This is a genomic window from Pseudomonas sp. CCI4.2 (genome assembly GCF_034350045.1).
Lineage (GTDB): Bacteria > Pseudomonadota > Gammaproteobacteria > Pseudomonadales > Pseudomonadaceae > Aquipseudomonas.
Window position 1 is genome coordinate 1,673,705 of sequence record NZ_CP133781.1, and the last position, 19,723, is coordinate 1,693,427.

The following is a 19,723-nucleotide window of genomic DNA, read 5'->3' on the forward strand; positions in this document are numbered from 1 at the left end:
ACTCTTTGTGTTACCGGCGCATACACTTGTGGAGCGGGCTTGCCTGCGAGGGCCGAGGACCATTCAGCATCCGTTTCACATTTCGCCCGTACCCTTAAGATAGAGAACCTCGTGGCCCATCCCGCCCAACGCCGTTGGTACCCGCTGGTCTTCGTCATTGCCGCGTTGGTGCTGTTACCACTGAGCGTGTTGCTATTGTCGTGGCAAACCATCGACCAGCAGATCTGGGCGCACCTCTGGGAGACCCAACTACCGCGCTTACTCGGCAACACGCTGAAACTGGTTGTGGGCGTAGGGCTTGGGGTCACGGTGCTTGGCGTCAGCCTCGCGTGGTTGACCAGCCTCTGCGAATTTCCCGGTCGTCGCTGGCTCGATTGGGCGTTGATGTTGCCGTTTGCAATTCCGGCTTACGTGCTGGCGTTTGTTTTCGTCGGGCTGCTCGATTTTGCCGGACCCGTGCAAACCTTGCTGCGTGAAGTGTTCGGCAACAGCCTGCGCTTACCCCGCGTGCGCTCAACGGGTGGGGTGATCGTCGTAATGGTGCTGGTGTTTTATCCCTACGTGTACCTGTTGGCGCGCACGGCGTTCCTCGCCCAAGGTAAAGGCTTGATGGAAGCCGCGCGGATTCTGGGTCAATCGCCGTGGCAAGCCTTTTGGCGCGTGGGGCTTCCGATGGCGCGTCCGGCAATTGGGGCGGGCGTAGCGCTGGCATTGATGGAAACGCTGGCCGACTTTGGCGCAGTGGCTGTGTTTAACTTCGACACCTTCACCACCGCCATCTACAAAACCTGGTACGGCTTCTTCAGCCTGCCCACCGCGGCACAGTTAGCGAGCTTGTTGCTGCTGGTGGTCATGCTGATTGTGTATGGCGAACGCCGTGCCCAAGGCGCCATTCGACCAAGCAATGAGCGCCCTCGAGTCAGCGCGCTGTATCACTTACGCGGTGTGAAAGCGCTGGCTGCCAGCGCCTGGTGCGGCTTGGTGTTCACCTGTGCGTTCGCCGTTCCGCTATTGCAGTTGATTGTTTGGTGCTGGCAGCGCGGCCGGTTCGACCTGGATGAGCGTTACGTCGGCCTGATCCTGCATACGTTGTACTTGGGGGGCATGGCGGCGCTGGTCATTGTCAGCGTCGCGATGATCCTTGCCTTCGCCCGGCGCCTGTCGCCTACTCCAGCCGTTCGTTTAGCCGTGAGTGTGGCCAATACCGGTTATGCGTTGCCGGGATCGGTGTTGGCCGTGTCGATCATGTTGGCTTTTAGCTACCTGGATCGTGCGTGGGTCATTCCGTTGTCGACAGCGTTGGGTGGTGCCGGCAAGCCAATGTTGATGGGCAGTCTGGCTGCGCTTCTGCTGGCCTATCTGGTGCGCTTCATTGCGGTGGCATATGGGCCGCTCGAAGGCAGTCTGGCGCGTATTCGACCCTCCCTGCCCGAGGCCGGGCGAAGTCTGGGCGTCAGCGGGCCGAGACTTTTTTTCAGGATCTATCTGCCGTTGTTGTTGCCCGGCGCACTCAGCGCAGGGTTGTTGGTGTTCGTCGATACACTCAAAGAGATGCCAGCAACGTTGCTTATGCGTCCATTTGGATGGGATACCTTGGCGGTAAGGATTTTCGAAATGACCAGCGAGGGCGAGTGGGCCCGGGCCGCGATGCCGGCATTAACACTGGTGATAGTGGGGCTTGTGCCAGTCATCGGGTTGATCAGACGTTCGGCCCGTCAGATCGGCTAGGTGCGGGTCTATCACCATGCGGCTACAATGCGCCGCAATCGGAGCGGTCTGTCAGACCAAACGGGTCGTTGAAACCTGGCGCAAGCCATATTTATAGGGCTTTGCCCGGGGTCACGCCTCTCCGCATCTTCGCCACGCCCGGAAGGAGAAACCCATGGGACAGCGTACGCCGCTCTTTGACATGCACCTCGCCCTCGGTGCCAAAATGGTCGATTTTGGCGGTTGGGACATGCCATTGCATTACGGTTCACAGGTCGAGGAGCATCACCAGGTGCGCCGCGATTGTGGGGTGTTTGACGTCTCCCACATGACGGTAATCGATATCACCGGAAGCCAGGCCAAGGCCTGGCTTCAACAGTTGCTGGCCAATGACGTTGGCCGCCTGCTGCTGCCAGGCCGTGCGCTTTACAGCGCGATGCTCAACCGCGACGGAGGGGTAATCGACGACATGATCGTCTACCTCACCGACACTGGTTACCGTCTGGTCGTCAATGCCGCTACGGGCGCAAAAGATCTGGCCTGGATGCGTGCGCATCTGTCTGACGTCGACGTGCAACTGATCGAGCGCGATGATTTAGCGATGCTGGCCATCCAAGGTCCTCACGCTCGACACAAGATTGCCGAACTGGTGACCGGTGAGCGTGGGGCATTGATCCAACAACTGCGGCCTTTCGAAGGGTGCAGCGAGGGCGACTGGTTCATCGCTCGAACCGGTTACACCGGCGAAGACGGGCTTGAAATCATTCTTCCGGTTGACCAAGCGTGCGGGTTTTTTAATGATTTGGTCGGCGCAGGCATTTCCCCCATCGGCTTGGGCGCACGCGACACGTTGCGTCTTGAGGCCGGCATGAACCTGTATGGCCAAGACATAGATGAACAGGTCTCGCCTCTGGCGGCCAACATGGCATGGACTGTTGCTTGGGAGCCCGCTGATCGCGACTTCATCGGCCGCAGCGCTCTGGAAACTGAGCGGGCCATTGGCGTGAAATCCAAGCTGGTCGGCCTAGTGCTGGAGGAGCGCGGCGTTTTGCGGGCGCATCAGGTTGTTCGAATCACAAAAATTGGCGAAGGTGAGATCACCAGTGGTAGTTTCTCGCCTACGCTAAGCAAGTCGATTGCATTGGCCCGTGTGCCGATGGCAACCGCCGACCGGGCTGAAGTCGAGATCCGCGGCAAGTGGTATCCGGTTCGCGTGGTGCAACCTAATTTCGTTCGTCATGGCAAAGCCTTGATTTAACTTCTCTGGCGGTTTTTCCGCTGACCTGATGTAGAGGATGACTATATGAGCAATATCCCCGCTGACCTGCGTTTCGCCGAGAGTCATGAATGGGCGCGCGTTGAAGCTGATGGCACCGTGACCGTTGGTATTTCTGACCATGCGCAAGAAGCGTTGGGCGATGTGGTATTCGTAGAGCTGCCAGAAATTGGCAAAGTCTTCACGGCAGGCGACGCTGCTGGTGTGGTCGAGTCCGTCAAGGCCGCATCCGACATCTACTCGCCGCTGTCTGGCGAAGTGGTCGAAGTTAACGAGAGCTTGGGCGGCGAGCCGGAGCTGTTGAATTCCGCTCCTTACACGTCGTGGATTTTCAAGCTCAAGCCAAGTAACACGGCCGAGCTGGATAAACTGCTGGATTCGGCTGCGTATAAAAGCGCTATCGGCGAATAACGATTTCCAGATGCAAAGAAAAAGCCTCGACTCGTCGAGGCTTTTTCTTGGGCGCAGCTAGGTGGCTGTATGGGGTTATTGCTCTGCGACCAAATTTTTTGCCAGGATCGCGTTGGCCAATTCCATGTCCGTCGCTTTCAAGCCAGGATTATCTGTACGTACCTGTTGCATGGCCGCTTCCAAAAACGGACCTCGAATACCGCCATCGCTGGCGACAAAACTGTCGGCATCGTCTTGGGCCGCTACGATCAATTTGCGGTCGTGTCTGAACGTGAGGTACGTGGAGCCGGTTGTAGCGCCTGACGAGATCACATCGTGCCAAAAGCCGTCGGCCATCGCCGACCCGACCGGGAGTGAGAGCAGAGCTAACGTGGCTACAGCAAACTTGAGACGCATGATGGGTAACTCCGACGTGGTTGTTCTGAAGTGTTGGATAGCCCAAGCCACGTTGGAGTTCCATAACCGCCTCAGGAAGCTGCTTCTACTTTTAAAACAGCCCCGTCTTGACTGACCACTCGCACTTGGGTGCCTACCGGCAAGTCAGGGCCGACCACCATCCACACCCCATCGTTTACCTTGATTTTGCCGCGACCACCGACGATTGCACTTTGAACGACAAAGGTGCGCCCGATCAATTCCTGACCGCGCATGTTCAACCCTGGTTGATCCGACACCCTGACCGCGCTGCGTTGCCGTTGCCACCAATACACCGCAGTCAGTACCGAGAGCACGGCAAACAACACAAATTGCAGCGTCCATGGCATCGCCGGAATCAGAAAACTAAGAACGCCCACGCCTGCTGCCGCGACGCCAATCCACAGCAAGTAGCCGCCGGCGCCAAAGACTTCAAGAATCAACAAGACAGTGCCTAGCCCCAGCCAATCCCAATACGATAGGTGTTGCAGGTAGTCCCACATGGTCACGCCTTAAACTTTTTTGCTTTCAAAGGTGGCTTTGACAATCTCGCCAATACCGCCCACCGCACCAATTACTTGGCTGGCTTCAAGCGGCATCAAGATCACTTTGCTGTTGTTGGCCGACGCCAGTTTACCCAGTGCATCAATGTACTTCTGCGCGACAAAATAGTTGATCGCTTGAACGTTGCCTGACGCAATGGCTTCGGACACCACTTGGGTCGCCCGCGCTTCTGCTTCTGCTTGACGCTCACGGGCTTCCGATTCAAGGAAGGCCGCTTGACGACCGCCTTCAGCTTCAAGGATTTGTGCCTGCTTCTTGCCTTCGGCAGTCAAAATGGCCGACGCCCGAAGCCCTTCCGCTTCGAGAATCTGCGCGCGCTTGATCCGCTCGGCTTTCATCTGGCCAGACATTGCAGCCATCAGGTCCGCTGGTGGGCTAATGTCTTTGATTTCGATGCGGGTGATCTTGATGCCCCATGGCGCGGTGGCTTCATCCACTGTGCGCAGGAGTTTTTCGTTGATGCCGTCGCGCTGGCTGAGCATGGCGTCGAGCTCCATCGAGCCCAGCACGGTGCGGATATTGGTTTGCAGCAGATTACGAATCGCGTGCTCGAGGTTGTTTACCTCATACGCGGCCTGCGCGGTATTGACCACTTGGAAGAAACACACCGCATCGATCTGCACCGTGGCGTTGTCAGCGGTGATGACTTCCTGTGGAGGGATATCGAGCACGCTTTCCATGACGTTGATCTTGCGGCCAATACGGTCCATCACCGGCACAATAATATTGAGGCCCGGCTTCAGCGTATTGGTGTAACGCCCGAAGCGCTCAACCGTCCATTGATAGCCCTGCGGTACAACCTTGAAGCCCATGAACACGATGGCGATGGCCAACGCGACGAAAAGCAAAAGCACACTACCGATTTGCATAACGGTTCCCTGTTTTGATGGTTGATGATCATTTAGGCAGAAATACAGGTTCAGAGGCGATTTAACTCAGCATAGATCTGCCACAAAATGTGGCAAAACCTTACCTTGGATACCTACCGGTGCGGGTGCCGCTGAATTATTTTTGCTCGCTCTGGGGGGTCACGCGTAACACCTCTTCCAGTGTGGTCAGGCCTGATGAAACCTTCTGCGCACCCGACAGGCGCAGGCTGCGCATGCCTTCCTTGAACGCCTGGCGGCGCATGGCAGTAAGGTCAAGATCAGCGGTAATCAGCGCTTTGACGTTATCGGACATCAGCATGATTTCGTAGACCCCGGCTCGACCGCGATAGCCCGTGTCGCGGCACTCCGCGCAACCCACGGCGCGATGGGCCCCGGTGGGTACGGGGGCTTGCCACGGTCGAGTGAGGGTTTGCCAATCGCTTTCTTCCAGTTCAATCGGTGCTTTGCAATGCGGGCACAAGGTGCGCACCAAGCGTTGGGCCATGACGCCAAGGATGGTCGCCTTGAGCAAATAATGCGGCACCCCTAGCTCAAGCAGACGGCTGATGGCGCTCGGTGCATCGTTGGTGTGCAGGGTCGACAGCACCAAGTGGCCGGTAAGCGCTGCCTGGATTGCCATTTCGGCGGTTTCGAGATCACGAATTTCGCCGATCATGATGATGTCCGGGTCCTGACGCATCAGGGCGCGAACGCCGCTGGCGAAGGTCAGGTCGATGTTGTACTGAACCTGCATCTGGTTGAAGGCAGGCTCGACCATCTCGATGGGGTCTTCGATGGTGCAGAGATTGACCTCTGAAGTTGCCAGCTTTTTCAACGTGGTATATAGCGTCGTCGTTTTGCCCGAGCCGGTGGGTCCGGTGACCAGAATAATGCCGTTGGGTTGTTGCGTCATGTCCTGCCAGCGGCGCAGGTCATCGCTGGAAAAACCCAACTGATCGAAGTTTTTCAGCAGCACTTCCGGGTCGAAAATCCGCATCACCATCTTTTCGCCAAAAGCCGTAGGCAGGGTCGACAACCGCAGTTCGACTTCGCCACCGTCCGGCGTGGTGGTCTTGACCCGGCCATCCTGCGGCTTACGTTTCTCGGCAACGTTCATCCGGCCCAGGCTCTTCAGGCGGCTGACGATGGCCATGGTCACCTGTGCCGGGAATTGATACACATTGTGCAACACGCCATCGATGCGGAAACGCACGGTGCCCTGCTCGCGACGCGGCTCGATGTGGATATCACTGGCGCGCTGCTGAAAAGCGTACTGGAACAACCAATCGACGATATTGACGATGTGTGCGTCATTGGCATCGGGCTCCTGATCGCTGGCGCCAAGCTTGAGCAACTGTTCGAAGTTGCCCATGTTGCTCAAACGTTGATCGGTGGCGTTGGCGCCGCTGACGGATTTCGCCAGCCGGAAAAACTCCACGGTTAGGCGCTGGATGTCCACCGGATTGGCGATGACGCGCTTGATGGGCAGCTTCAAGACGTGGGCCAGGTCCGCTTCCCAGGCACTGACGTAGGGCTGGGCGCTGGCGATGGTCACGGCATCGCGATCCACGGCCACGGCGAGAATCTTGTGCCGCTGAGCAAAGGCGTACGACATCAATGGCGTGACAGCCGCTACATTGATTTTCAGTGGGTCGATCCGCATGTACGGTTGCCCGGATTGCTGGGCGAGCCAAGCAGTCAGGGTTTCCAGATCAAGCTTTTTACCGGGGCGTTGCAAGTTATCGAATTGCTGGGCCGCGAGAAACTCCAGCGGATGCAGTTGAAGATTCATGGCAGTGCGTCGCAGTTTCACGGCGTCTTCTGCGCAATTCTGGTCGGTAAAACCTTGAGCAACCAAGTCGCGCAGCAGATCGTTTAGATCCAGCGGACGGTCTTGGGTCACTGAGGCGAGGACAGACATTCGGGCTCCTTGGGACAGTTCTGCTCTGACCGATTAACGGCTAGACAAGAGTAGTCCGCGGCGAGGCGCCTGCGATACCTGAACCGAGTGCAAAGGTTACGAAAGTTTGCCCTGAATCAACCAGCGGTCAGGGCTACACGCGCCGATACGCCGGTTTGACTCCCGGCGGGTTCTAATTCCACCGAGCAAACGTTAATCAAACTGCGCATTTTCTCGCCAATGACTTGAGCCCGATGCCACGTCAAACCGTCCAGCTGGAGTTCTATCATCAGCATGTGGTCTTGCTGCAGAACGCTGACTTGTTGCGGAATCAGGTATTGCATGGCGAACAAATTGAGCACTCGACACAGCAGGTCGGGTTCAGCCTCGGCAAGAATTTGATAGCGCGCACGAACGTGAGCGTTATGAGTTGCCCAGACATCAGGGCGTGACGGGGTCTGCGTGATGGATTCAACGTTGGACATGCTCATGCACTCCCGTTTAGGTTGAGAGAAATTTTTGCATGTAGGAAAAGAAATTTCTTTTCTATGATCGATCGAAATAGCTTTTAATCGAATGATTAATGCGAGCAATCGATAAATAGAGGATTAATTATGCAAAGTGAGTTGGATCTTTATGATCGGAAGATTCTGGCCTTGCTGCAGGAGGATGCTTCGCTCTCCAGTGCGCAAATCGCGGAGCAGGTGGGTTTATCGCAATCACCTTGCTGGCGGCGTATTCAAAGGCTGAAAGACGAAGGTGTAATCCGACGCCAAGTAACCCTCTTGGATCGCAAAAAAATTGGCCTGAATACGCAGATTTTCGCCGAAGTGAAACTCAACGCCCACGGCCGCTCCAACTTCACGGAGTTCACCGAAGCGATTCGCGGCTTTCCAGAGGTGTTGGAGTGTTACGTGTTGATGGGTTCAGTGGACTTTCTATTGAGAATAGTCACGCCGGACATCGAAGCCTACGAGCGTTTCTTTTTCGAAAAGCTGTCGCTCGTGCCGGGGATACAAGAGGTTAACTCGACCGTGGCCCTGTCAGAGATCAAGTCAACCACCAGCTTACCGATTTTGCGTTGATGCGCTGTTGATGTCGCCGCATAACCCATTGAATTAATGATATTTAAACGGTAGGTGACCAGGTTCAACTTTTCTGTGGGAGTTGGCTTGCCAACGAAAGCATCAATGCAGGCAACCTTAATTGCTGGTCGACATCAGCAGCGCGATTACCGCCCCCTTCGCAGGCAAGCCTGCTCCCACAGTATCTGCGGCTGCTTGATATCAACCGGGTCAATGAAATCCAAGAGTCGTACCAGCTTCGCTCCTACAGTTGTCCGGTGTTTGCGGCGCGACAGTGCGGCATCGCCTACTTGAATGTTAAAGGCGCAACAGCGTTTTCCATGCGCGGCTTTGGAATACCACTACGGTCTGTTGCACCCGAGCATCCAGCACTTCATCGCTGATCGGCTGATGGGCCAATAGCTCAAGCTTATTCAGTTCGCCATAAAGACGGTCCAATTCAGGCAAGTCCAGCGCGCCACGGGCCAAGTGCAGCCAGGCTTGGATGCGTTCGATGCGTGGCAGTTGCTCCGCCAAGTCTTCTGGCTGCTGTTGATAGCGGCCTAATTGCAGCGAAGTCGCTTCTTCCGCCAGAAGGCGTGGTGCCCAGTTGGCCAACTGCGCAGCGCCCTGGCGATTACCACGAGTGTTGCGGTCAGCGGTCCAGCTGCGGGCCAGCAACCAGCGCGAAGTGTTCAATGAGAACAAGCCCCAGCGGGTGTCTTGCAGCTCTTCAACAAATTGCTCGTGTGCGGCGTTACGCACATCTGGATCGTCCTGACCGGCTTGAACCAGTGGGCGCCAATCTTCCAGCAGCGCATCCAATGCAACGCGCATTTCATGCGTCGAGGTCCGGGGCGCGGCTTGACCGAGGCTCCCGGTCAATGCGCGCAATTCAGACAGCAACGCCACCCAGTCCTGCAACAACCGCCAGTGACCGTTGAAACGATATTGCTCCGCCAGACGCTGGCTGCTGCCGAGCAAGTGCCAAGCCAGCGCGGAGTAGGCGTCGTCCAGTGGCATTTCTGCGCTCAGTTCCGGCGCAGGCAAGCTCAGCGAATAACTGTCGGCATCGAACAGCCGATAACCGCGCTCGGCTTTGCTGATATCGCACGGCATCAGCGCCAGTGTGGCAGCCAATTCAGCGGCCAGCTCCAGCAGCGCGGCAGGTTCGCCTTCACGCAGTTCGAGTTCCAGTTCGCAGATTTCTTCCTGCTGCTTGCCCGCCACAACTTTGCCGAAGTCCAGTGCGGCTTCGATCACCACTTTAGCCTTGCCACGACCCCACGCGATTTCTGCGCGCTCGCGAATGAAGTCGGTGGTGAACAGTGGCTTGATAGTCTTCTTGTCCAGCTCGGCCAACTCTTGCGGCCAGCATTCGCCGTCGAGTTTCTTCAGGTCGAGCTTGGCTTTGGGAATGTCCCAGTTGTATTCATTGCGCTCAGACAGACCGGCAATGCTCTGGCCGCGCGTTTTCATGGTCTGAATAATTGCGTCGCCATCTTTGCGAATGCGCAAAGCCACTTTGGCGTTGGCCAGATCACGTTCTGCGGTGTCGAAATATTGGTTGAACAGCTCAAGCCGTTCCCAACCACTTTTGTTGCGTTTTTTCAGTAGTGGATGCTCGCGCAATGCAGCGAGGGTTTCGCGGCTGACGCGGAGTTTGATTTCAGTTTCTTTCTGCATGGCCGAAAATCCAAGCTAATCGCTAATAGCGGGAGTGCAGCCTTCAATTACGCGGCTGCCAAGGCCGAGCAGTGTACAGGACATGAGTAGTCACGGTTTATTAGTGGGGCGCGATAGCCCTATGATGGACAGAATGTCGCACCGCTTTTAGGAGACCCTGTATGCCCTTACCGACCATGAAAGAACAATTTGCCGCCCTGATCGCTACGCCTTCGGTGAGTTGCACCCAGCCCGCACTGGATCAGTCCAACCGCGCTGTGATCGATCTTCTGGCGACTTGGTTGGGCGACTTGGGGTTTGCCTGCGACATTCAGCAAGTTAGCCCCGGCAAGTTTAATTTGCTGGCGAGTTTCGGCAGTGGACCGGGTGGCCTGGTGTTGGCCGGGCACACTGACACCGTGCCGTTTGACGAGGCGTTGTGGAAAACCGATCCGCTGAAGCTCACCGAAGTCGATGGCCGTTGGGTGGGGCTGGGCAGTTGTGACATGAAAGGGTTTTTCGCACTGGTCATCGAAGCGATTCAGCCACTGCTGGATAAACCGTTCAAACAACCGTTGCTGGTTCTAGCCACTTGCGACGAAGAAAGCTCCATGGCGGGAGCGCGCGCATTGGCTGAGGCCGGTCGTCCGCTGGGCCGTGCGGCGGTGATTGGTGAGCCAACCGGGTTGAAGCCAATTCGTCTGCACAAAGGCGTGATGATGGAGCGTATTAATATTGTCGGGCGCAGCGGTCACTCCTCGGACCCAAGCCTGGGCCATAGCGCACTGGAGGCGATGTACGACGCCATCACCGAGTTGAAAGGCTTACGCCAACAATGGCAGCTCGACTATCGCAACCCGCAATTCAGCGTTCCGAGCCCGACCCTGAACTTCGGTTGCATCCACGGGGGCGACAACCCTAACCGCATTTGTGGTCAATGCTCTTTGGAATTCGACCTGCGGCCCTTGCCCGGCATGGACCCCCGCGTGCTGCGCGCCGCCATCCTGCAGAAGCTGCAACCGCTGGCCGAGCGGCATCAGGTACAGATCGACTACGCGCCGCTGTTTCCGGAAGCGCCGCCGTTCGAGCAAGACGCAGATGCGGAATTGGTGCGCGTGGCGGAGCGTTTAACCGGCCATAAGGCTGAAGCAGTAGCGTTTGGCACCGAAGCGCCTTATCTTCAGCGCCTTGGTTGCGAGACGCTGGTGCTAGGCCCAGGAGACATCGCCTGCGCTCACCAACCTGGTGAGCACTTAGAAATGTCACGCCTGGAGCCTACAGTGCTGTTACTGCGCCAGTTGGTTGAATACTATTGCCTCAATTCGGTGGCCACTCTGTGAGGCTGGCTACCGCCCAAAGACCAATAACGACAAGGAGAGTGCGCGTGTTGCCATGCCTGTTCCGACGATAACCACCACAAGGCAGTGTGTGTTCTTACGCTTTCGTCCAATTTTTACAGGCGCTTCACGTTATGCACGACTACGTTAACTGGCTTCGCCACGCTTCGCCGTACATCAATGCCCACCGCGATTGCACCTTTGTCGTCATGCTCCCCGGCGATGGGGTCGCGCACCCGAACTTCGGCAATATCGTTCATGACCTGGTGCTGTTGCACAGTTTGGGCGTGCGATTGGTACTGGTTCACGGATCGCGCCCGCAAATCGAAAGTCGCCTTGCGGCGCGCGGTCTGACGCCGCATTTTCATCGTGACTTACGCATTACCAATGCCGCGACGCTGGAGTGTGTCATCGACGCGGTTGGCCATCTGCGTATTGCCATTGAAGCCCGCCTGTCCATGGACCTGGCGGCGTCCCCGATGCAGGGCTCTCGACTGCGGGTGACCAGCGGGAATTTTGTCACCGCAAGGCCCTTTGGCGTGGTTGAAGGCGTGGATTACCACCACACTGGTGAAGTGCGCCGGGTGGACCGTAAAGGTATCAACCGCTTGCTCGACGAGCGCTCCATTGTGTTGCTGTCGCCGCTGGGCTATTCGCCAACGGGCGAGATTTTTAACATTGCCTGTGAAGACGTGGCCACTCGGGCGGCGATTGATCTGGGGGCTGACAAACTGCTGCTGTTCGGTGCCGAGCGCGGGCTGTTGGATGAGCAGGGCCGCTTGGTGCGAGAACTACGTCCGCAGCAGGTTCCCGCGCACATGCAGCGTTTGGGCAGCAACTATCAGGCTGAATTGTTGGAGGCGGCGGCTGAAGCCTGTCGCGGCGGGGTTGGCCGTAGCCATATCGTCAGTTATGTCGAAGACGGTGCGCTGCTGACGGAGCTGTTCACCCGTGACGGTGGCGGTACGTTGGTTGCGCAAGAGCAATTCGAGCAGGTGCGCGAGGCAGCGATTGAAGACGTCGGTGGTTTGCTCGACTTGATAAGTCCGCTGGAAGAGCAGGGGATTTTGGTCCGCCGTTCGCGGGAAGTGCTGGAACGCGAGATTGAGCAATTCAGCGTGGTTGAACGCGAAGGGTTAATCATTGCCTGTGCCGCGCTGTATCAGATCGCGGACTCAGACGCGGGCGAGCTGGCCTGTTTGGCGGTCAACCCAGAGTATCGCCATGGCGGTCGCGGCGATGTGCTGTTGGAGCGGATTGAATCACGTGCACGGGAGCAAGGTCTCAAAACCCTGTTTGTACTCACCACCCGCACAGCGCATTGGTTTCGAGAGCGCGGATTTGAGCCCAGCAGCGTTGATCGACTGCCCAGCGCCAGGGCATCGCTCTACAACTATCAGCGTAATTCGAAGATCTTCGAGAAGGCGTTGTAGTTATTGATCGTCGGTGAGGATGGAATCGCGCGGTTTACCTGATAAACCGCGCCGTTTGCGTCCCCATTAAACTCGGTCTCACACCCTCTTTGATCAGTTACTAATAGCCAAAATGCTCGCCTGATACGAACCGACGAAGGTATCGAAATCGACGGTTTCTTCGGTTTTTTCCAGTTCTGCCTGTGCGGCAATGGACGTGCGGGCCAACGTTTCGAAGTGGGCCTGATCTTCGGCGCTCAATGGTTCACTACGGAAGTACTCCGCGTGCGCCTGGCTTTGGCGGAACGAAAATGCCGTAAAGCCTTCCGAATGGCTGGTCATGCTCGCCAATACTTGGGCCGAAGGGGTCAGTGAAGCGTCATTGACCTTGGCTTGCTGGGCTGCAATTGATTGGGAGTGCTCTTCGCCGCCATGGCTTTGATCGAGCAGTTGCGCCAGTGGAGCAATTTTTTCCAACAACTCGCTTGCCCAGGCTTTCAGCTCGATGGTGCTGTCATTGCGGCGCAGTTCCAGACCCGGGCGACGACCGTCCTTGACCACCGTCAGGAAGTTCGACTCCGCATTGGTACATTCGTTAGCAGCCAACTGCGGGCTGTCTTGCAGTGCGCAATACAGCACAAACGCATCGATGAAGCGTGCTTGCTGCAAGTCGATACCCATCGGCAGGAACGGGTTGATGTCCAAGCAGCGGACCTCAACGTATTGCACGCCACGGGCCATCAGCGCCTGAATCGGCCGTTCGCCCGAATAGGTCACGCGTTTCGGACGGATGTTCGAGTAATACTCGTTTTCGATCTGCAGGATGTTGGTGTTGAGCTGGATCCACTCACCGTCCTTGCGGGTGCCGATCTCGACATACGGTGGATACGGCGTTGCCACCGCTTTACGCAGGCTGTTGATGTAGCTGCTCAAGTCGTTGTAGCACGGCGTCAGACCCGCTTGGGCGTTGCTCTGGTAACCCAGATCGCTCATGCGCAGGCTGGTGGCGTACGGCAAGAACAGCGTGTCAGGGTCCCATTGCTCCAACTGATGCGAATGACCACGCAAAAAGCCTGCGTCCAAGGCCGGCGAAGCGCCGAACAGGTACATCAGTAGCCAGCTGTAGCGGCGGAAGTTACGGATCAGGGCGATATAGGATGACGATTGGAAGTCGCGATCGCTGCCGACAAAGTCTTCGGCTTGCCGAAGCACGGGCCAGAGTTTTTCCGGCAGCGAAAAGTTGTAGTGAATGCCGGCGATACACTGCATGGCCTTGCCATATCGCAAGGCCAGGCCTTTGCGATAGACGTACTTGAGCTGACCGATGTTCGACGTGCCGTAGTAGGCAATCGGAATATCTTCTTCGGCCGGCAATGGGCACGGCATTGAAGGGCTCCACAGGTACTCGGCGCCGAGCTTGCTGTAAGCATAGCGATGGATCTTGTCCAAGCTGTCCAGCGTGTCAGCCGGGTCCGACAGCGCCGGAGTAATGAATTCCAGCAATGACTCGGAATAGTCCGTGGTGATTTGCTCGTTGGTCAGCGCGGCACCCAATGTTTCAGGGTGCGGGGTCTGTGCCAGTCGTGCCTGGTCCGTTACGCGCAGGCATTCACGCTCAATACCGTGCAGGCACTGCTCCAGTAAGGAGAGGTGAGTAGGCTCGCTAAGCAGAGCCAGGCGGCGGTTGAGAAGTTCGCTCAAGTTAGATTCCTTCACGCGTCAGTCGCCCCAATATGGGGGTGGAGATGACCGTCTACAAGGGTGAAGAGAAGAACTGGCGTCGTCGCCTAGTTATGGTTTGGACCGCCGAAGCCCTGTTGCACGATTTGGCCGCACAGCAGGCTGAAAATTCCGACTCTGTTTACGCAGTGTCGAAATTAACTCAAATCCACGCCCGAGAGCTAGATGACGGCGAACGTACCTTGTGCTTTAGCGATCAGTTTGTCGCCCTGGACCACTTCCGCTTCGACCACCAGCGTGCGTCTGCCGGCGTGCAGCACCTTGGCGATGCACAGCACCTCGCCTTCGGAAACCGAGCGCACATAGTTGATCTTGCATTCGATGGTGACGCTTTGCTGATCGAAACCGTGGGAACTGGAACACGCCAGTCCCATGGTGATATCGACCAGGCTGAAGATTGCTCCGCCGTGCATTACGTTGCCGCGATTGCGCAGGTGAGGTTCCAGCGGCAGCGCGACGTGCGCAATGCCGTCGTCCAGGCGAACCAGTCGACAGCCGAGCGTATTGAAAAATGCGCTTTGGGTAAGACCTTCCGGGATCTCCATCAACGCTTCTTCAACTGCTTGGCGTTGGCGAACAAAGACGCCATGGCGTGATTGACCGGGGCCACTGCGGCCGGGGCTTCTTTGCGCGATGTGCTCTGTTGTGAGCGTGCCGCTGAGCCTGGACGTGCGCCGCGTGCGCCATCAATTTTCTCGCCGGGGGTATCACCCATGCGCATCGACAGCCCGACGCGTTTGCGCGGGATATCAATTTCCATGACTTTGACCTTCACCACATCGCCTGCTTTCACCGCTTCACGTGGGTCTTTGATGAACTTCTCCGATAACGCCGAGATGTGCACCAAACCGTCCTGATGGACCCCGATATCGACGAATGCGCCAAAGTTGGTCACGTTGGTGACCACGCCTTCGAGGATCATGCCCAGCTGCAAGTCTTTGAGTTCTTCGACGCCTTCCTGGAACTCAGCGGTCTTGAACTCGGGTCGCGGGTCACGGCCTGGTTTTTCCAGTTCTTGCAGAATGTCGGTCACGGTAGGCAGGCCGAAGGTTTCGTCGGTGTACTTTTTCGGATCCAGACGCTTGAGGAAGCTGGCGTCTCCAATCAGCGACCGGATATCGCGGTCAGTTTCGGCGGCAATTCGCTTCACTAACGGATACGCTTCCGGGTGAACAGCGGAGGAATCCAGTGGATTTTCGCCGTTCATCACACGCAGGAAGCCAGCAGCTTGTTCGTAGGTCTTTTCGCCAAGCCGGCTGACTTTCTTCAGCGCGGCGCGGGTCTTGAACGCCCCGTTTTCATCGCGGTGGGCGACAATATTTTGTGCCAGCGTAAAGTTGAGGCCAGAAATACGCGCCAGCAAGGCCACCGACGCGGTGTTCACATCAACACCAACGGCATTCACGCAGTCCTCAACCACGGCATCCAGACCACGGGCAAGTTTCAGTTGCGACACATCGTGCTGGTACTGGCCGACACCGATGGATTTCGGATCAATTTTCACCAGTTCAGCCAACGGGTCTTGCAAGCGCCGGGCAATCGACACGGCGCCACGGATGGTCACGTCCAAGTCCGGGAATTCCTTGGCAGCCAGTTCTGAGGCTGAATACACCGAAGCGCCGGCTTCTGAGACCATCACTTTGGTCATTTTCAGGCCTGGGTATTTTTTGATCAGTTCGGCGGCCAGTTTGTCGGTTTCCCGGCTGGCGGTGCCGTTGCCAATGGCGATCAAATCCACGGCATGTTTGGCACACAGTGCGGCCAACACGGCAATGGTTTGATCCCACTGATTCTTGGGCACATGGGGATAAACCGTGGCGTAATCCAGTAACTTACCAGTGGCATCGACCACCGCCACCTTGCAGCCGGTGCGCAGGCCAGGGTCAAGGCCCAACGTGGCGCGAGGGCCGGCGGGTGCGGCCAGCAGCAAGTCATGCAAGTTGTGCGCGAACACGTTGATGGCTTCGGTTTCCGCGCCTTCGCGCAACTCACCCAGCAAATCGGTTTCCAGGTGGGTGTAGAGCTTGACCTTCCAGGTCCAGCGCACCACTTCGGCCAGCCATTTATCAGCAGGACGATTCTGGTTTTGCAGGCCGAAGCGTTCGCTGATCATCATTTCGCAGGGGTGCATGGCGCCCGGCAGTTCATCGCCGACCTTCAGCGAGGCGCTGAGAAAGCCTTCGTTACGCCCGCGAAAAATAGCCAAGGCACGGTGCGATGGCATGCTTTTCAGGGGTTCGTCGTGTTCGAAGTAATCGCGGAATTTCGCGCCTTCTTCTTCTTTGCCAGCCACCACGCGGGCGCTGATCACCGATTCCTGCTTGAGGAAGCTACGCAATTTGTCGAGCAAGTTGGCGTCTTCGGCGAAACGCTCCATCAGGATGTACTTGGCGCCTTCGAGCGCTGCTTTCACATCGGCGACGCCTTTTTCGGCGCTGACAAAGCGGGCGGCTTCGCCTTCAGGCGTCAGGCTTGGGTCGTTGAACAGGCCATCGGCCAATTCGCCGAGACCGGCCTCCAGGGCGATTTGTCCCTTGGTGCGGCGTTTTTGCTTGTAGGGTAAATACAAATCTTCGAGGCGGGTTTTGGTGTCAGCAAGTTTGATATCGCGCGCCAGCTCCGGGGTCAGCTTGCCTTGTTCTTCAATGCTGGCGAGGATGCTGATGCGTCGCTCGTCAAGTTCACGCAGGTAGCGTAGGCGCTCTTCCAGATGACGTAATTGAGTGTCATCGAGGCTGCCGGTCACTTCTTTGCGGTAGCGAGAGATGAAGGGCACCGTTGAGCCTTCATCGAGCAGAGCGACGGCCGCTGCGACCTGCTGTGGGCGTACGCCGAGTTCCTCGGCGATGCGGCTGTTGATGCTGTCCATAAAACCACCTGGCAAATTGTGAACAAAAATATACGACTGTTTACAAGCGGCGTCGGCCAGAGTTGCCTGACTTCGCGGCGGCGCATTATACCCGGCGATCTACGATTAGGGGGATTGGAGCCTTTAACGGGCGTCGTGAGCAGCCGTTGCTGGCGGCGCAGGAAAAATCTGCTAACAATGCTTACAGTACGTAACTCGGTGGCTACGCCATAATGCGCGCCGAGATCAAAGGAGCATCTAATGAGCAGCATTGCACAAACTGCTGAAGGGGAAAAAATCCTCATCGTTGACGACGACCCAGGGTTAAGCAGCCTGTTAGAGCGTTTTTTTACGAGCAAAGGTTATCGCGCGCGTGCTGTAGCGAACGTCGAGCAAATGGACCGCCTGCTGGCTCGAGAGGTTTTTCACCTGGTCGTACTGGATTTGATGTTGCCTGGCGAAGACGGGCTTTCTGCCTGCCGCCGCTTGCGCGCTGCCAACAATCAGGTTCCTATCATCATGCTCACTGCCAAGGGTGATGAGTTGAGTCGTATCCGCGGTCTGGAGTTGGGTGCTGACGATTACCTGTCCAAGCCATTCAACCCCGATGAACTGATGGCGCGGGTCAAAGCTGTGCTGCGTCGTCAGACTACGCCGGTGCCTGGCGCCCCTGGCAGTGAAGACGAGTCCGTCACCTTCGGTGACTACGAGCTGTCGCTGGCCACCCGCGAGCTCAAGCGCGGCGATGAAGTGCACATGCTGACCACGGGCGAATTCGCGGTGCTCAAGGCGTTGGTCATGCATGCCCGCGAGCCATTGACCCGCGACAAATTGATGAACCTGGCCCGTGGTCGCGAGTGGGATGCGCTGGAGCGCTCCATTGACGTGCAGATTTCACGCTTGCGTCGCCTGATCGAGCCGGATCCGTCCAAGCCTCGTTATATCCAGACAGTCTGGGGTGTGGGTTACGTATTCGTTCCCGATGGTGCTGGAAACAAGTGATCTGCATTTTGTAGGAGCGAGCTGCTCAGCACGCCGAATCCTCGCCCCAACAGTCGATAGCCCTCTTAAGGGCTATCGACTGTTTTGGTGCGTGCGTTCACGCAGTTGACGCCGTTCGCGATTCGCCATTTCTGCGAGCCTGGCTCGCACCTGCAAAGTGTGTAGCTACTGCCATGAAAACGCCGCTCTGGTTCCCGCAAAGTTTCTTCTCTCGCACCCTATGGCTGGTGCTAATTGTCGTGCTGTTTTCCAAGGCACTGACCCTGGTTTATCTACTGATGAACGAGGACGTTCTGGTCGACAGACAATACAGCCACGGTGTCGCGCTGACGTTACGTGCCTATTGGGCTGCTGATGAGCAAGACCGTGGGGCAATTGCCGAAGCTGCGGGGCTGATTCGCGTGGTGGGCGGCGGTGTGCCGGAGGGCGAACAACATTGGCCTTACAGTGAAATTTATCAACGGCAAATGCAGGCTGAGTTGGGTGCGGACACCGAGGTGCGCTTGCGGGTGCATGCGCCACCGGCGCTTTGGGTTCGAGCCCCGAGCCTGGGTGACGGTTGGCTGAAAGTACCGTTGTACCCGCATCCATTACGAGGCCAGAAGATCTGGAGCGTACTGGGTTGGTTCCTTGCCATTGGTTTGTTATCCACGGCATCGGCGTGGATTTTCGTCAGGCAACTTAATCAGCCGCTCAAGCGTTTGGTGTTTGCTGCCCGCCAGTTGGGCCAGGGGCGTAGCGTGCGTTTGCCGATCAGCGATACACCCAGTGAGATGGCCGAGGTCTACCGCGCGTTCAACCAGATGGCCGAAGACGTTGAGCAGGCGGGGCAGGAACGGGAGTTGATGTTGGCCGGGGTTTCTCACGACCTGCGAACACCCTTGACCCGTTTGCGGCTGTCGCTGGAGTTAATGACGGACGAAAACGAGCTGACGGAGGGAATGGTTCGCGATATCGAGGACATGGACGCGATTCTCGATCAGTTTCTGGCGTTCATTCGTGACGGACGCGACGAAAAAATCGAAGAAGTCGACTTAAGTGACTTGGTGCGGGAGGTGGTAGCCCCTTTCAATCATCCCACCGAGCAAATTCGTTTGTGCCTGGAACCGATCCCGCCATTTCCGCTACGCCGGGTTTCGCTTAAACGGCTGCTGAACAACTTGATTGGCAACGCGATGCATCACGCAGGTAATGGAATAGAAGTCGCCGCCTACGTATCGGGCGACGTCAATGCACCTTACGTTGTGCTGAGTGTGCTGGACCGCGGCATGGGCATCGATCCGTCAGAGTTGGAGGTCATCTTCAATCCCTTTATACGTGGCGACCGAGCGCGCAGCGGCAAAGGCACGGGTTTGGGACTGGCAATCGTCAAGCGAATCGCCGCTATGCACGGTGGCAACGTAGAGCTGCGAAATCGTTCAGGAGGTGGCCTTGAAGCCAGGGTGCGTCTGCCGCTGGGTCTGATGTTACCGAGGGACGCGGTTTAAGCTGAAGTGTGCAAATCGAAGTTTCTG

Annotated in this window: 17 protein-coding genes; 8 read left to right on the forward strand and 9 right to left on the reverse strand. The window is 57.1% G+C overall.

Annotation, left to right across the window (positions count from 1 at the left end; all coding sequences use genetic code 11):
• The first annotated feature begins 111 nt into the window (after window positions 1-111).
• The 3 genes from RHM65_RS07460 (at window position 112) to gcvH (ending at window position 3,394) form a co-directional block, all read left to right on the forward strand.
• Window positions 112-1,728 (forward strand): iron ABC transporter permease, encoded by a 1,617-nt coding sequence (locus RHM65_RS07460; protein WP_322184591.1) that lies wholly within the window; start codon window positions 112-114, stop codon window positions 1,726-1,728.
• A 154-nt stretch (window positions 1,729-1,882) separates the two neighbouring features.
• Window positions 1,883-2,965 (forward strand): glycine cleavage system aminomethyltransferase GcvT, encoded by a 1,083-nt coding sequence (gene gcvT / locus RHM65_RS07465; RefSeq protein ID WP_322166571.1) that lies wholly within the window; start codon window positions 1,883-1,885, stop codon window positions 2,963-2,965.
• Between the two features lie 45 nt (window positions 2,966-3,010).
• Window positions 3,011-3,394: a glycine cleavage system protein GcvH gene (gene gcvH / locus RHM65_RS07470; protein WP_322166570.1), complete on the forward strand. Its 384-nt coding sequence runs from the start codon at window positions 3,011-3,013 to the stop codon at window positions 3,392-3,394.
• Between the two features lie 75 nt (window positions 3,395-3,469).
• Here the strand turns inward: gcvH and RHM65_RS07475 are convergent, their stop codons facing one another.
• The 5 genes from RHM65_RS07475 to RHM65_RS07495 form a co-directional block, all read right to left on the reverse strand.
• A complete protein-coding gene (locus tag RHM65_RS07475) occupies window positions 3,470-3,790 on the reverse strand; it encodes a DUF2388 domain-containing protein (protein ID WP_322166569.1) in 321 nt (106 codons plus the stop codon).
• Between the two features lie 71 nt (window positions 3,791-3,861).
• Window positions 3,862-4,311 (reverse strand): NfeD family protein, encoded by a 450-nt coding sequence (locus tag RHM65_RS07480; protein ID WP_322166568.1) that lies wholly within the window; start codon window positions 4,309-4,311, stop codon window positions 3,862-3,864.
• A 9-nt stretch (window positions 4,312-4,320) separates the two neighbouring features.
• A complete protein-coding gene (locus RHM65_RS07485) occupies window positions 4,321-5,241 on the reverse strand; it encodes an SPFH domain-containing protein (protein WP_322166567.1) in 921 nt (306 codons plus the stop codon).
• Between the two features lie 136 nt (window positions 5,242-5,377).
• The gene (locus tag RHM65_RS07490) at window positions 5,378-7,162 is read right to left on the reverse strand and encodes a GspE/PulE family protein (RefSeq protein ID WP_322166566.1); all 1,785 of its coding nucleotides are present in this window, start codon (window positions 7,160-7,162) and stop codon (window positions 5,378-5,380) included.
• A 116-nt stretch (window positions 7,163-7,278) separates the two neighbouring features.
• On the reverse strand, window positions 7,279-7,626 hold the full coding sequence (locus RHM65_RS07495; protein WP_322166565.1) for a hypothetical protein: 348 nt from the start codon (window positions 7,624-7,626) through the stop codon (window positions 7,279-7,281).
• A gap of 129 nt (window positions 7,627-7,755) precedes the next feature.
• Between RHM65_RS07495 and RHM65_RS07500 the strand changes: the two genes are divergently transcribed.
• Window positions 7,756-8,226 carry an Lrp/AsnC family transcriptional regulator gene (locus tag RHM65_RS07500; protein ID WP_322166564.1) on the forward strand — a complete coding sequence of 157 codons (471 nt, stop codon included), beginning with the start codon at window positions 7,756-7,758 and terminating at the stop codon, window positions 8,224-8,226.
• 297 nt (window positions 8,227-8,523) lie between these two features.
• Here RHM65_RS07500 and RHM65_RS07505 read toward each other — a convergent pair whose 3' ends face one another.
• On the reverse strand, window positions 8,524-9,891 hold the full coding sequence (locus RHM65_RS07505) for an inorganic triphosphatase (RefSeq protein WP_322166563.1): 1,368 nt from the start codon (window positions 9,889-9,891) through the stop codon (window positions 8,524-8,526).
• A 161-nt stretch (window positions 9,892-10,052) separates the two neighbouring features.
• Here RHM65_RS07505 and argE point away from each other — a divergent pair, with 161 nt between their 5' ends.
• Complete coding sequence (gene argE, locus RHM65_RS07510) at window positions 10,053-11,210, forward strand: acetylornithine deacetylase (protein WP_322184592.1); 1,158 nt, start codon at window positions 10,053-10,055, stop codon at window positions 11,208-11,210.
• 131 nt (window positions 11,211-11,341) lie between these two features.
• Entirely contained in the window at window positions 11,342-12,640 is a 1,299-nt protein-coding gene (argA, locus tag RHM65_RS07515) for an amino-acid N-acetyltransferase (RefSeq protein ID WP_322166562.1), read from the forward strand.
• Between the two features lie 93 nt (window positions 12,641-12,733).
• Here argA and gshA read toward each other — a convergent pair whose 3' ends face one another.
• The 3 genes from gshA to RHM65_RS07530 form a co-directional block, all read right to left on the reverse strand.
• Window positions 12,734-14,320, reverse strand: a complete 1,587-nt coding sequence (gshA, locus tag RHM65_RS07520; protein ID WP_322184593.1) for a glutamate--cysteine ligase — start codon at window positions 14,318-14,320, stop codon at window positions 12,734-12,736.
• Between the two features lie 200 nt (window positions 14,321-14,520).
• Window positions 14,521-14,904, reverse strand: coding sequence for a PaaI family thioesterase (locus RHM65_RS07525; protein ID WP_322166560.1), 384 nt, complete (start codon window positions 14,902-14,904; stop codon window positions 14,521-14,523).
• Window positions 14,904-17,228 carry a Tex family protein gene (locus RHM65_RS07530; protein WP_322166558.1) on the reverse strand — a complete coding sequence of 775 codons (2,325 nt, stop codon included), beginning with the start codon at window positions 17,226-17,228 and terminating at the stop codon, window positions 14,904-14,906. The genes RHM65_RS07525 and RHM65_RS07530 overlap by 1 nt, the downstream gene beginning before the upstream one ends.
• Window positions 17,229-17,468: 240 nt before the next feature.
• On the opposite strand from RHM65_RS07530, the gene ompR reads away from it, so the two are divergent.
• A complete protein-coding gene (gene ompR, locus RHM65_RS07535; RefSeq protein WP_322166557.1) occupies window positions 17,469-18,209 on the forward strand; it encodes a two-component system response regulator OmpR in 741 nt (246 codons plus the stop codon).
• A 173-nt stretch (window positions 18,210-18,382) separates the two neighbouring features.
• Window positions 18,383-19,696 carry an ATP-binding protein gene (locus tag RHM65_RS07540; RefSeq protein WP_322166556.1) on the forward strand — a complete coding sequence of 438 codons (1,314 nt, stop codon included), beginning with the start codon at window positions 18,383-18,385 and terminating at the stop codon, window positions 19,694-19,696.
• Window positions 19,697-19,723: the final 27 nt, after the last annotated feature.

Excerpts from the sequence above, each read along its gene's own strand:
- argE (WP_322184592.1), top strand. The coding sequence starts at position 10,053 with ATGCCCTTACCGACCATGAAAGAACAATTTGCCGCCCTGATCGCTACG.
- RHM65_RS07500 (WP_322166564.1), top strand. The coding sequence starts at position 7,756 with ATGCAAAGTGAGTTGGATCTTTATGATCGGAAGATTCTGGCCTTGCTG.
- RHM65_RS07525 (WP_322166560.1), bottom strand. The coding sequence starts at position 14,904 with ATGGAGATCCCGGAAGGTCTTACCCAAAGCGCATTTTTCAATACGCTC.
- argA (WP_322166562.1), top strand. The coding sequence starts at position 11,342 with ATGCACGACTACGTTAACTGGCTTCGCCACGCTTCGCCGTACATCAAT.
- gcvT (WP_322166571.1), top strand. The coding sequence starts at position 1,883 with ATGGGACAGCGTACGCCGCTCTTTGACATGCACCTCGCCCTCGGTGCC.
- RHM65_RS07485 (WP_322166567.1), bottom strand. The coding sequence starts at position 5,241 with ATGCAAATCGGTAGTGTGCTTTTGCTTTTCGTCGCGTTGGCCATCGCC.
- RHM65_RS07505 (WP_322166563.1), bottom strand. The coding sequence starts at position 9,891 with ATGCAGAAAGAAACTGAAATCAAACTCCGCGTCAGCCGCGAAACCCTC.
- ompR (WP_322166557.1), top strand. The coding sequence starts at position 17,469 with ATGAGCAGCATTGCACAAACTGCTGAAGGGGAAAAAATCCTCATCGTT.
- RHM65_RS07490 (WP_322166566.1), bottom strand. The coding sequence starts at position 7,162 with ATGTCTGTCCTCGCCTCAGTGACCCAAGACCGTCCGCTGGATCTAAAC.
- RHM65_RS07530 (WP_322166558.1), bottom strand. The coding sequence starts at position 17,228 with ATGGACAGCATCAACAGCCGCATCGCCGAGGAACTCGGCGTACGCCCA.
- gcvH (WP_322166570.1), top strand. The coding sequence starts at position 3,011 with ATGAGCAATATCCCCGCTGACCTGCGTTTCGCCGAGAGTCATGAATGG.
- RHM65_RS07475 (WP_322166569.1), bottom strand. The coding sequence starts at position 3,790 with ATGCGTCTCAAGTTTGCTGTAGCCACGTTAGCTCTGCTCTCACTCCCG.
- RHM65_RS07495 (WP_322166565.1), bottom strand. The coding sequence starts at position 7,626 with ATGTCCAACGTTGAATCCATCACGCAGACCCCGTCACGCCCTGATGTC.
- RHM65_RS07540 (WP_322166556.1), top strand. The coding sequence starts at position 18,383 with ATGAAAACGCCGCTCTGGTTCCCGCAAAGTTTCTTCTCTCGCACCCTA.
- RHM65_RS07480 (WP_322166568.1), bottom strand. The coding sequence starts at position 4,311 with ATGTGGGACTACCTGCAACACCTATCGTATTGGGATTGGCTGGGGCTA.